Raw genomic sequence first — 12,603 nt, forward strand, 5'->3', positions numbered from 1 at the left:
GCTCCTACTACCATATACACTGCATCGTAGGGGGTGGTTCACCCGCCGATGGTTTTGCAATGAAGTTCCGGCAAAAAACATGTACATCAAAGCTTGTTTCAACACTCGCTCCCACCAGATACACAGCGTTAATTCTCATTGAGGTTTTGTATTCTTTCTTTAATTTTAGTGCTTGAAATTCCTTGGGTATAAGGGATATAAACAACTCGAATATTTTGTGGTGCTAAAGCTATTTCCAATGCTTGCCAACGGGGCGTGTGTTGCCATTCATCACCGCAGATCACAAGGTTTACTCTTTGTTGTGCGATCCAGTGCGCTGCTCGCTCAGTATCGGCCATTGGTGCACCGACTAAAACCGCTTTATCTACGCATGCTAATGCCTTAATAATACTTAAGCGCTCGTCTTGATCCATTATTGGCGGTCGTCCCTTACTTTTTAACGCAAAAGCATCCGGTGCGACCCCAACAACTAAGTAGTCACCGTGTGATTTCGCTAACGACAAATACGTTAAGTGACCAGAGTGAAGCAGATCAAAAAAACCAAGCGCTAAAACACGGCACGGCTGTTGTGATTTCATCTGCTTTTGTACGAACTGCATAAGATTTTTTAAAAGACCGTCATGAGGTTTGAATTGTAATAGCACCTTAAGCATGGCATGCATTTCTTTGAAGTTGCCTTTTTTCCACTCAGTGTAGAGGTGAGAGTAGGCATAACAGTAATATAAGTAGGAATCTTGTATAATATTCGGGGCGCAGACGATGGTATCAAAATTTGCGTCAGGCATTTTCCAATCCAATCCATATAATGCTTGTAAGATTTGTTCTGGATACTGGGGATAACAAATTTCTCCGGCAGGTGAGCTGATGCTCACAACTTGAATAGCAGAGAAACGCGTCACTCTATTCCAAGTAAAAGGTACTTCTCGCATCCATAAACCTGATATGGTGTCTCCAGTGCTTTGCTCTGTGGCATAACCGCAAAGGTCGAGCACCAAGCCTGATTGGTGGCGAAAACACCGAGGGTTTATAAGCCCATAGGATTGCGCTTCTTCCTGCCAGCCAAGATGCTGTAAATGTTCGATTGCGCTTTCCATGTGAGACCAGTCGATACCAATATCAATATCTTTATCATTTTCTAAGAGTTGACCTTCACGCTCTAACCCAAGCAAACTACCAGCCGTAGGGAAAGCATAAAACCCCGCCCTTTTTAAGGATGACAACGTTTGTAGTAATAGGTGTAATGCGTTTTCAGGAGTTAGTTTAGTTGAGTTCGCGCTTTCATGTATTGGTACTTCGGATGATTGAACTTCTGCAATGTTTGTCAGTGCGTCATGCTGCAAGCGCCTTCCTAGCGCTTGATAAAAGGTTTGAGCGGCGAGTGGTAGTTGTCTGTTTTGTTGATAACTACGAGCGAGAATATAATAGCTATCTGGTACATCTGGGTGTTTATGTAGCAGTGCTTCAAGTTGTTCAATCCATTCACTCCCGGCTTGTCTTCGTTGTGCCAATTGTGCGAGATATAAAATGACCTGCTGGTTGGGCTGCTGTTGATATAGCTGCTGAAATGCTTGTTCTGCTGCTTGGTCTTGGCCCGAAGTAAAATACTCGATAGCCTGTGTCATCTTTTTATTAAGCTGTGACTGTTGAATTGCTGTATCTTTCTGCATCGATTAAATACCTAGTTGGCTGCTTTTAGTTTTTGTAGTCACAGAGTCCATATTTTGATGACCCACTTTAATGGATTTGATGTGTTTAATGTGAAGTCGCTAGCAGTTTTATGCTTCTGCACGCTCGGGCATTTTGCCAACCAGTGGAAGCTCCACTATGATTACTTTAAATCAGGAAATCGGAGAGCGAAAGTGCTACCAGTTTTAATTATTGTTTCTTCTCTGACAGTACTCGCCCCTGATGAATTGTTTAAGACATTACAGGTTATTCAAGATTTAAACACCTCTAATCCAACACAAGCAACTCGGGTATATGAAGCAGCGCTGCCCAAACTGCCAACACAACCCTCTAAAGGCATCTATGAGTTACATCGTGCCGGTTTAGAAGCTGCAATTAAAACAAACGATACGGTCAGAATACATGAAATAGTAGCGCTATTTTCTGAAAATGCTGAGTGGCTTGCGTATTTGCAGTCCGAAAAGGGGCAAATTGCAAATTACCTCGCAATTTACTATCGCCGAATAGGTAAGCCTGCGCTTGCGCAAAAAAACTATGAATGTGCACTTAAGTACTCAACTCACGAGCAAAGGCCACTTATCGTTAATAATCTTGCCGTTTTATATCGAACAACAGGGCAGTTAGAAGAAGCAGTCGATATTTTAGCGCCGACATTGTCTGAGGTGAAGGATGAACAACTGGAAGCGGCACTTAACAATAACTTAGCTAATGTTTATTTCGATATGAGTAAATATCAGCATGCTGCGAGACTATATAGGCAAGCTTTTCTCTATCATCAAAAAGCAGAGCAAGCTTACGAAGCGAGCTATACGGGGTTAAATTTATTAAATGTTTATTTGCTTGCCAATCAGTGGAAAAATTATAGACGCTATATGAATACAGTGAAAACTCAGCTAAGTGCGGTAGAGGATAAAGAATTATCTATTGTGTTTACTTGGCAGGAGCTAATTTTTCAAAAAAGTAGAAATGGCATACAGCCAAATGCAGATCAAGTTGAGTTTCTTATTTCGACTTTACCCAAATTGCTCCAAAGTGATTACGGCAGCAATATGGAGAAATATGTTTATACATTGCAGCTCCCAGAGTTGATAGCATTTTATAATACGTTGTTGTCTGAGCAGCAACAAGTGGCAGCCAGTGTATCGACGAATGCTTCGCTACTGGAAGTGGCGCTATCTTGGTGTGAGCACTAATCCATCACAAAAAACTATTACCATAGTAGAGCACAGCACCGTTTTTTATACGTTGAATAGTAGATGTAGTCAGGTAGGGGCTGATAAATAATGAGTACCTTTGACTTAACCATCACAGAGTAATACCAATTTACTTAATTAAGTGGTCTATTTTGAGGCAAAAAAATCTTGTCGATAGCCCGGCAAAAATTTTGCTATTTAGTTGTTCTAAATGATAAATTTTTAACACTGCTAGCGTCAGATTTAATTCCTCAAATTGAGCAAGTATTAAGTCAAATCGGTATAAAATCAAAGGTCAAAAGCGAGTTCAGAGTTAGAAAGTCCACGCTAGATGTAGCTGGGGAACAGATTCATTGGTATCTGTGCCAAGTTTGTTACGCCAATATTGCCATTCAACACCTAACATTAACTGATTGTCAGGCATACCTACCGCGTTGCCTAGATCCCATTGTAGAATTGGCTGCGCGAGCAACCAGCCTTTTACGTCATTACCCAACTCGTTCTCTCGCTCGCCAATATACTCTACGTGACCTGTGAAATAGAACTTTTGCTCGCCTATTGTAAAGGGGTAACCCCAAGCGAGATCTACCATCCAGCTATCACTTTCTTTAGGCGCACCGCCATGACTAATACCTTGGCTATCGTCTTGATAAAGTGTGAAGGTAGAAGAGAAAAAATTGAACCCTTCAAAATTCCAATTTACTTTGACACCTGGCAAGTATTTCATCACCTTTGCGTCTGCGGCTGCATTGAAACCCATTGTTAAGCTAACGTCAGCTATGGCCTCGAAAGAAGACTTAAAGCCTGCAATCTTTGACATCGACAAGCTCGAATACCACTCCCCGTAAAAGTCTCCGTCTTGGTAACCATCACTAAGGTCATCTTTGCTGTAATCGATAAAGAAGAAATTATCGCCGTAGCGATATCCAGACGCATGTTGTAATGAGTAAACCGTTGCCGTTGCTTCGTTTCTGCTAAACGGGTTTTTGAAATCACCGTGGTTTATGTGTAGTTGCGTTGTACTCCAATCAGCAGCATAACCAAATGTGCTAAAAGCGAGTGAGGAGGAAATGATGAGTGTGTTGATTTTCATTTATTAATTCGGATAGCGTTAAAAGTGAAAGTATAACAAAAGCGCCCAAAGTTGGGCGCGTAATCCGAACAAATTATGCTTTATTTCTTCTTAGGCAGATAACGGTAATGGCGGTGAAAGCCAAAATGAAACAGTAATAAGAAGAACTAGATACGTCCCAAGGGCTGATTTTAAACGTGGCCCCGAGTAGCAGTGCTTGTGCACCATAGGGTAAAGAGCCTTGCATAACACAAGCAAAAATATCTAGTAAGCTTGCCGAACGCTTAGCTGAGATCTTTCCATCTTCAGCCAGTTTTTTAGCAACGGGGCCAGCAACTATGATACTTACCGTGTTATTTGCGATACACAAGTTACTTGTTAACACGAGTGCAGCAATACCCAGTTGATCAGCAACTTGACGGTGCCATTTCGCGATAATGCTGGTAATTTTTTGGATCTGTTTGGCTAAAAAATCTAGGCCGCCATTGATACGAATAAATTCAGATAAACCACCAATAAACATCGACAGCAAGAAAATCTCCTGCATATCACTAAAGCCTTTATAGATATCGTTTAAGAATGCAGCGCCTTGATAGTCACCGACAAAACCCATACAGCCGGCAAACACAATACCACTAAAGAGCACAACAAAGACATTGATACCAATCACCGCCAAGACCAAAATAAATGCGTATGGTAAAACTAATAACCAATCAAACGGCTTGGTTTCTACAACCTGCGGCTCTGGGGTTAAAAATATCAATAGCAAGACAGTCAACAACGCAGCAGGTAGGGCTATCTTTAGATTCTCTCTAAATTTATCTTTCATTTCACAGCCTTGCGTTCGCGTTGCTGCAATTGTGGTATCAGAAATAATAGATAAGTTATCGCCAAACATTGCGCCCGAAACGATGGTGCCAGCCATAAGTGCCGGATCAATTCCGGTTTTCATCGCGACGGCAACAGCAATAGGTCCAATTGCACCAATTGTGCCCATGGAGGTTCCCATTGCGGTAGAGACGACAGCAGAAATAAGGAACAAGCCGGGTAATAAAAATGCCGGAGGAATAAGTGATAAACCGGCGTTAACCACAGCGTCAACACCGCCAGTGGCACTTGCAACCGCAGAAAAAGCTCCTGCTAATAAATAGATGAGGCACATGGTGATGATATTGCTGTGTCCTGCGCCTTGAATAAAAGTTTCGACACTGCGGTTGATGGTATCTTTATTAAGTAAAAAAGCGAGAACGATGGCTGGTAGAATCGCGACAGGAGCTTTTAATTGATAAAACGCATAATCAACGCCTTGCGATTGCAAATACAATCCTGCGCCAAGAAAAATCCCTACAAAGGTCAACAGCGGCAATAATGATAATTTTGCCTTTGTTTGATTGTAATTTGGTTGCATAGCACTCCCCAACAATAAAGCACAGCCAATAGTCAGCTGTAAAACCGCACAACACACCTAATACCAATTGTATTAATTCTCCAACCAATTTGAACGGGGAATTAGCATATTAGCGTCGTTAAAAATTTCTCATTTAGAACAACTAAATAGCAAAATTTTTGCCTAGCTACTAAAGCTATTTCTCCGCTTCCAAATAGCCCATTTACTTAATGCAATTGGTATAAGATGAAAATCTCTCAACTTCAATAGGTGAGCGAGCGCGGCAGTTTATATGTTTAGACGTCTAAAGTCTAATGTTTTATTATTTTCAACTTAACTGACTATGACACACAGATACGGTAAACTCTACTCCCGCAAAAACACATTTCTATTATCCGGTTAGCCATCGTTGCTGCCTTTTGGATAATCAACATCGCAAATAAAAAGGGTAACGTATGACAAGAATAGGTATTTACGGTGCGAATGGCAGAATGGGGTTAGCATTGATTGAAGCCTGTTATTTGTCGCAACAAGTAGAGCTGGCCAACGCTTTTGTACGAGATAATTCACAATATCTTGATAAAGCAGTTAATCAATTGCAGCCTCAAGCAGGCGCAAATATCTGTTTTAGCTCCGAGCAAAGTAAGCTTGAAAATGTTGACGTATTAATAGACTTCACTTTGCCAGAGGGCATGAAGCAGCATTTATCAGCTGCAATTGCCGCTAAAAAACCGATGGTGATCGGTACTACTGGATTGACTGCAAACGAAATGGCGCTGTTGGTCGAAGCCGCAAAAGATATCCCAATTGTGTTTTCTCGCAACTATAGCGTTGGCATTAACCTGCTACTGAACCTAGTACAAACAGCCGCACAAAAGCTGGCTGACGACATGGATATTGAGATTTTCGAAGCACACCATCGCAACAAAATCGACGCGCCCTCAGGAACTGCGCTCGCTATCGGAGAGGCGATTGCAGAAGCAAAAGGCTGGCAACATGATGAGGTTGCGGTTTACGACCGAAGTCAAAGCCATGAAGCGAAATCTCAACAAGAAATCGGTTATTCAGTCCTCAGAGCGGGAGATATAGTAGGTGAACATACGGCTTACTTCTCGACAATGGGGGAAAGGCTTGAATTAACACATAAAGCAGCGTCGAGATTGACCTTTGCATCAGGTGCTGTAAGGGCTGCGCAGTGGCTAAAAGATAAACCAGCAGGCCTTTATGATATGCAAGATGTGCTAGATTTAAAGAAGTAAGTATAACATTTTGAGGCTTTAAAGCAAAAAAAGAGTTTAATGGCTTATTTTTATAATTTTTGTGATTTGTATTAGACGAAAAGGCATTCATGCTGTAGACTATAACGAATTTGCCAAAATTTTAATAACTGCGTGTTACCAAGCGCTTTGTAGACGGGATGTTGAGCGTTTTGCTTTCGCCCGTTTTTTACTATTAGGAGGTTAACTTGACTAAATCCGCTCTGTTAGTCCTTGAAGACGGCACGGTGTTTCGCGGTACTGCTATCGGTGCTGACGGTATGTCAGTCGGTGAGGTGGTATTCAATACGTCAATGACGGGGTATCAAGAGATCTTAACGGATCCTTCATACGCGGAACAAATCGTTACGCTTACTTACCCACATATCGGCAACACCGGTACTAACAGCGAAGATGAGGAAGCGGACAAGATCTGGGCAAAAGGCCTAGTGATCCGTGACTTACCACTGCTTGCGAGTAATTTCCGTAACGAACAATCATTGAGTGATTACTTGAAAGAACGCAATATCTTAGGGATCGCAGATATTGATACTCGTAAACTAACTCGCATTTTACGTGATAAAGGCGCCCAGAATGGCTGTATTATCGCAGGCGACGAAGTAGACGAGCAAAAAGCGCTAGAAGCGGCGCAAGCATTCCCTGGCTTGAAAGGGATGGATTTAGCAAAAGTAGTAACAACAGAATCTCAGTTTGAATGGCGTGAATCAAGCTGGACTCTAGGCGAGGGCTTTAAAACGCTTTCTGCTGAAGAAGAAAAATTCCATGTTGTTGCGTACGATTTTGGTGTGAAAAAGAACATTCTTAGAATGTTAGTTGATAGAGGCTGTAAGTTAACCGTTGTTCCAGCAGAAACCTCCGCTGCTGATGTACTTGCATTAAACCCTGATGGTATCTTCCTATCAAATGGCCCTGGCGACCCTGAGCCATGTACGTATGCCATTGAAGCAATCAAAGCATTTTTAGAAACAGATACACCTATTTTTGGTATTTGTTTAGGCCATCAGTTATTAGCACTCGCTTCTGGTGCGAAAACAGTAAAAATGAAGTTTGGTCACCATGGTGGTAACCACCCGGTTAAAGACTTAGATCGTGATGTCGTGATGATCACTGCACAAAACCACGGTTTTGCTGCTGATGAAGCAACGCTTCCTGATACCCTACGTGCAACGCACAAGTCACTGTTCGATGGCACACTGCAAGGTATTCACCGTACTGATAAGCCAGCGTTTAGCTTCCAAGGTCACCCTGAAGCAAGTCCTGGTCCACATGATGCGGCACCGCTATTCGACCATTTCATTGAATTAATGCAATCTCGCAACGCTTAATTAGACCGGAGTAATAATGCCAAAACGTACCGACATAAAAAGCATTCTGATTTTGGGCGCAGGCCCAATCGTTATCGGCCAAGCATGTGAATTCGATTACTCTGGTGCTCAGGCCTGTAAAGCGCTTAGAGAAGAAGGCTATAGAGTTATTCTTGTAAACTCTAACCCAGCGACTATCATGACTGACCCTGAAATGGCGGATGCAACTTACATCGAGCCTATTCACTGGGAAGTGGTAGAAAAGATCATCGAAAAAGAAAAGCCTGATGCGGTGCTGCCTACTATGGGTGGCCAAACAGCTCTTAACTGTGCGCTAGACCTAGATAAGCACGGTGTGCTTGCTAAACATGGCGTTGAGCTAATTGGTGCGACTGCAGATGCAATCGATAAAGCGGAAAACCGTGAGCGTTTTGACGCGGCGATGAAAAATATCGGCTTAGAATGTCCTCGTGCTGAAATTGCACACTCAATGGATGAAGCGCACGATATCTTAACTCGCATCGGGTTCCCATGTATTATTCGTCCTTCATTCACGATGGGCGGCACCGGTGGTGGTGTTGCGTATAACATGGAAGAGTTTGACGAGATCTGTACTCGTGGTCTTGACCTGTCACCAACAAATGAACTGCTTATCGATGAAAGCCTATTAGGCTGGAAAGAATATGAGATGGAAGTGGTTCGTGACAAAAACGACAACTGTATCATCGTATGTTCAATCGAAAACTTCGACCCAATGGGCGTACACACTGGTGATTCAATCACAGTTGCACCAGCACAAACGCTAACTGATAAAGAATATCAAATCATGCGTAACGCCTCGATGGCGGTACTTCGTGAAATTGGTGTTGAAACTGGTGGTTCAAACGTTCAGTTTGGTGTCAATCCTGTTGATGGCCGTATGGTTATCATCGAGATGAACCCGCGTGTATCGCGCTCTTCTGCGCTTGCGTCAAAAGCAACGGGCTTCCCGATCGCTAAAATCGCAGCCAAGCTTGCCGTAGGTTATACGCTTGATGAGCTTCAAAACGACATCACAGGTGGTGCAACTCCAGCATCATTTGAGCCGTCAATCGACTACGTAGTGACTAAGATCCCTCGTTTTAACTTCGAAAAATTCGCAGGTTCAAACGACCGTCTAACTACGCAAATGAAGTCGGTTGGTGAGGTAATGGCAATTGGTCGTAACCAACAAGAGTCATTACAAAAAGCACTTCGAGGCCTGGAAGTGGGTGCTACGGGTCTGAACCCAATCGTTGCACTTGACGCGCCAAACGCAAAAGAAACGATCATCCGCGAATTACGCGAGCCAGGTGCTGAGCGTATTTGGTATATTGCTGATGCGATGCGTCACGGAATGTCTGTTGAAGAGGTATTTGAACTCACTAAAGTTGACCCTTGGTACCTAGTGCAAATCGAAGACATCTTAAAAGATGAAGCGACAATCGCTGAAGTGGGCATGGCAGGTCTAAACAAAGACTTCCTACGCCGCTTGAAGCGTAAAGGTTTCTCAGATGCTCGCATTGCCGAAATTGCAGGCGTATCAGAAAAAGAAATTCGCAAGAAGCGTCACCAGCTTGAAATTCTACCAGTTTACAAGCGCGTAGACACATGTGCTGCAGAATTTAGCTCAGACACTGCTTACATGTACTCAACGTATGATGAAGAATGCGAAGCGAATCCTTCTGACAAAGACAAAATCATGGTTATCGGTGGCGGTCCTAACCGTATCGGTCAAGGTATCGAATTCGATTACTGCTGTGTACACGCTGCCCTTGCGATGCGTGAAGATGGCTATGAAACTATCATGGTTAACTGCAACCCAGAGACGGTTTCAACAGACTACGATACGTCTGATCGCTTATTCTTCGAGCCAATTACACTTGAAGACGTGCTAGAAATTGTCCGTGTTGAAAAGCCAAAAGGCGTAATTGTTCAGTACGGTGGTCAAACTCCACTTAAACTGGCACGAGATCTTGAAGCGAATGGTGTGCCAGTGATTGGTACTTCTCCTGACGCTATCGACCGCGCAGAAGACCGTGAGCGCTTCCAACAGCTTGTAGAGCGTCTAAACCTACTACAACCAGAAAATGCAACGGTAACCTCACTAGAAGAAGCAGTTGCTAAATCACAAGAAATTGGCTTCCCACTGGTTGTTCGTCCATCATACGTACTTGGTGGTCGTGCAATGGAAATCGTGTACGATGAAGACGACTTACGTCGCTACATGACAGAAGCGGTGTCTGTTTCTAATGAAGCACCAGTACTACTTGACCGTTTCTTAGACGATGCAATTGAAGTAGACGTAGATGCTATCTGTGACGGTGAGAATGTTATCATCGGCGGTATTATGGAGCACATCGAGCAAGCAGGTGTTCACTCGGGTGACTCGGCTTGTTCATTGCCTGCACACACGTTGCCACAAGATATTCAAGAAGTGATGCGTAAGCAAGTCCGTGATATGGCGCTGGAGCTGGGTGTTGTTGGCCTGATGAATACCCAGTTCGCGGTGAAAGACGGCCAAGTTTACTTGATTGAAGTTAACCCACGTGCTGCTCGTACAGTACCATTTGTTTCAAAAGCAACAGGCGTTGCACTTGCAAAGGTTGCTGCACGTTGTATGGTTGGCCAGTCTCTTGAAAGCCAAGGTGTAACGAAGGAAGTTATCCCTCCATATTACAGTGTAAAAGAAGTGGTATTGCCATTCGCTAAGTTCCCAGGTGTTGACCCAATGCGTGGTCCAGAGATGCGCTCGACGGGTGAAGTGATGGGTGTTGGTGAAAACTTCGCCGAAGCATTCGCAAAAGCCCAATTAGGTGCATCAAACACTTTACCACGTGGCGGCCGCGCGCTACTATCTGTGCGCAATGGTGATAAGGCACGCGTAGTTGAACTAGCTAAGACAATGAAAGCAATTGGTTTTGAGTTAGATGCAACGAATGGTACGGCGAAAGCGCTTGAAGAAGCGGGTATTGAAGTACGTCGCGTAAACAAAGTATTCGAAGGCCGTCCTCATATTCTTGACCGTATCAAGAATGGTGAGTACAGCTATATCGTTAATACTACCGAAGGTCGCCAAGCTATTGAGGACTCGAAGGTGTTACGTCGTGGTGCACTTCAGCATAAGACTAACTACACCACTACGCTAAATGCAGCGTTTGCAAACTGTACAGCGAATGAAGCTGACGATAGAAGTTCTGTAAACTCTGTTCAAGAACTACACCAGCGTTTGAACTAAAAAGAACAAGGCCAGAGCGTCAGCTCTGGCAATGAGTGAGATACTTATGCAATCAATTCCGATGACAGTACGAGGCGAAGAATTGCTTCGTGATGAACTGAATCATTTAAAAAAAGTTGTTCGCCCGAAAATCGTTGCAGATATTGCAGAAGCGCGTGAACACGGTGATTTGAAAGAAAATGCTGAATACCATGCTGCACGTGAGCAGCAAGGTTTTTGTGAAGGCCGAATTCAAGAAATTGAAGCTAAGCTTTCGACAGCACAAATCATCGACGTGACTAAAATGCAGAACAACGGCAAGGTTATTTTTGGTAGTACTGTGACTATTGTGAATGTAGATACAGACAAAGAAGTAACTTATCGTATCGTTGGTGACGACGAGGCAGATCTTAAGAACAACTTGATTTCTGTTAATTCACCGATTGCGCGTGGATTAATCGGAAAAGAACTAGATGATACGGTGAATATTCAAACGCCAAATGGTGCTGTTGAATATGAAATCATTGAAGTTGAATACAAGTAATCCTTTCTTTTAAAGCCCGCATCCGCGGGCTTTTTACTATAATAATCATTTCTACTTTTGCTGCTGTAATGCTGTGTAATTGCCATTTCTCTATATTCTTATAGCTTTGTTTGATGCCTATGTATTTTTGGAACAAACATTTTTAGGAGAAATGGATGTCATTTGAAGTCGATCAATTCAAAACACAAGGGTTTGAATTGTTTATGTCGAGTTGGAAATCTAGCTTGGTAGGTGCTGGCGCGCGGGATCTCTCCCAGAATCAACATTGTTTTTGGCGTACCATGCGTAGTCGATGTGCGATCGACCTTAGTAAGCAGAGTGAGCTTTTGCAAGGTGTGAGTTTAGCAAGATACGATACCTATCTTATTCTTACTGCTTTGTTGTATACCAATAGCTTGTATGCAAGCTCTGATTTAATCATTGGTTATAATCTACCAGATCACTTCTTTACCAGTAATAGTTCAGAAGCGCGACAAAGCTTCTCTCGTGAGTTACTTGATTCGCTTAAGCTCACTCAGCCCTTGTTCTTAGTTGATGAATATTTTGAAAATTTTGAGTTCAATACGATTGCTTATGACAAGCTCAATGAGGCTAATCCCGTTTGGCACGATATAAGCAGCGAATTAGGTACTTTACCCAGCTTAGTAAATACCACTCGCTCAGAGCATCAGCTTTCCTTGAATCTATTACACTTTGTACCGAAGCTATTCTCCGGTAAGCAACTTGCTGAGCAAGTAAACTATTTAGTTGAGATTGAATAGGATTATAGACATCTGACATAGTTTGAAACGAATTTGCTTTAGACTTTTAGTGCGAGCTTGTTACACTCGGATTGTTCCCAAAACCAATTAGGCACCGGTTCATAAGTGATATGTTAGTATGAATCGGTATCTTTATCAGGAGAA

9 protein-coding genes are annotated in these 12,603 nt (G+C 42.9%); 6 read left to right on the forward strand and 3 right to left on the reverse strand.

The features are described from left to right. Positions 1-128: 128 nt before the first annotated feature. Positions 129-1,667: an adenylyltransferase/cytidyltransferase family protein gene (locus A587_RS0121415; protein WP_017219223.1), complete on the reverse strand. Its 1,539-nt coding sequence runs from the start codon at positions 1,665-1,667 to the stop codon at positions 129-131. 192 nt (positions 1,668-1,859) lie between these two features. Here A587_RS0121415 and A587_RS0121420 point away from each other — a divergent pair, with 192 nt between their 5' ends. Continuing rightward, positions 1,860-2,879 (forward strand): tetratricopeptide repeat protein, encoded by a 1,020-nt coding sequence (locus tag A587_RS0121420; RefSeq protein WP_198285550.1) that lies wholly within the window; start codon positions 1,860-1,862, stop codon positions 2,877-2,879. Between the two features lie 313 nt (positions 2,880-3,192). Here the strand turns inward: A587_RS0121420 and A587_RS0121425 are convergent, their stop codons facing one another. After that, positions 3,193-3,972 (reverse strand): hypothetical protein, encoded by a 780-nt coding sequence (locus A587_RS0121425; protein ID WP_017219225.1) that lies wholly within the window; start codon positions 3,970-3,972, stop codon positions 3,193-3,195. A gap of 73 nt (positions 3,973-4,045) precedes the next feature. Beyond that, positions 4,046-5,359, reverse strand: a complete 1,314-nt coding sequence (locus A587_RS0121430) for a Na+/H+ antiporter NhaC family protein (RefSeq protein WP_017219226.1) — start codon at positions 5,357-5,359, stop codon at positions 4,046-4,048. Positions 5,360-5,793: 434 nt separating this feature from the next. On the opposite strand from A587_RS0121430, the gene dapB reads away from it, so the two are divergent. The 5 genes from dapB to A587_RS0121455 all read left to right on the forward strand — a co-directional run bounded on the left by dapB (position 5,794) and on the right by A587_RS0121455 (position 12,459). Beyond that, the gene (dapB, locus tag A587_RS0121435; protein ID WP_017219227.1) at positions 5,794-6,597 is read left to right on the forward strand and encodes a 4-hydroxy-tetrahydrodipicolinate reductase; all 804 of its coding nucleotides are present in this window, start codon (positions 5,794-5,796) and stop codon (positions 6,595-6,597) included. A 206-nt stretch (positions 6,598-6,803) separates the two neighbouring features. Next, a complete protein-coding gene (gene carA / locus A587_RS0121440) occupies positions 6,804-7,940 on the forward strand; it encodes a glutamine-hydrolyzing carbamoyl-phosphate synthase small subunit (RefSeq protein ID WP_010377970.1) in 1,137 nt (378 codons plus the stop codon). A gap of 16 nt (positions 7,941-7,956) precedes the next feature. After that, on the forward strand, positions 7,957-11,175 hold the full coding sequence (gene carB, locus A587_RS0121445; RefSeq protein WP_017219228.1) for a carbamoyl-phosphate synthase large subunit: 3,219 nt from the start codon (positions 7,957-7,959) through the stop codon (positions 11,173-11,175). Between the two features lie 46 nt (positions 11,176-11,221). Further along, positions 11,222-11,698 (forward strand): transcription elongation factor GreA, encoded by a 477-nt coding sequence (gene greA, locus A587_RS0121450; RefSeq protein ID WP_010377973.1) that lies wholly within the window; start codon positions 11,222-11,224, stop codon positions 11,696-11,698. A 155-nt stretch (positions 11,699-11,853) separates the two neighbouring features. Then, positions 11,854-12,459 (forward strand): hypothetical protein, encoded by a 606-nt coding sequence (locus tag A587_RS0121455; RefSeq protein WP_017219230.1) that lies wholly within the window; start codon positions 11,854-11,856, stop codon positions 12,457-12,459. The last annotated feature ends 144 nt before the right edge of the window (positions 12,460-12,603 follow it).

The organism is Pseudoalteromonas sp. NJ631, assembly GCF_000276645.1.
GTDB classification, from domain to species: domain Bacteria; phylum Pseudomonadota; class Gammaproteobacteria; order Enterobacterales; family Alteromonadaceae; genus Pseudoalteromonas; species Pseudoalteromonas piscicida.

Bases quoted from the DNA above. Each gene is read 5' to 3' on its own strand.
- greA (WP_010377973.1), top strand. From the start codon at position 11,222: ATGCAATCAATTCCGATGACAGTACGAGGCGAAGAATTGCTTCGTGAT.
- A587_RS0121430 (WP_017219226.1), bottom strand. From the start codon at position 5,359: ATGCAACCAAATTACAATCAAACAAAGGCAAAATTATCATTATTGCCG.
- A587_RS0121455 (WP_017219230.1), top strand. From the start codon at position 11,854: ATGTCATTTGAAGTCGATCAATTCAAAACACAAGGGTTTGAATTGTTT.
- A587_RS0121425 (WP_017219225.1), bottom strand. From the start codon at position 3,972: ATGAAAATCAACACACTCATCATTTCCTCCTCACTCGCTTTTAGCACA.
- dapB (WP_017219227.1), top strand. From the start codon at position 5,794: ATGACAAGAATAGGTATTTACGGTGCGAATGGCAGAATGGGGTTAGCA.
- carB (WP_017219228.1), top strand. From the start codon at position 7,957: ATGCCAAAACGTACCGACATAAAAAGCATTCTGATTTTGGGCGCAGGC.
- A587_RS0121415 (WP_017219223.1), bottom strand. From the start codon at position 1,667: ATGCAGAAAGATACAGCAATTCAACAGTCACAGCTTAATAAAAAGATG.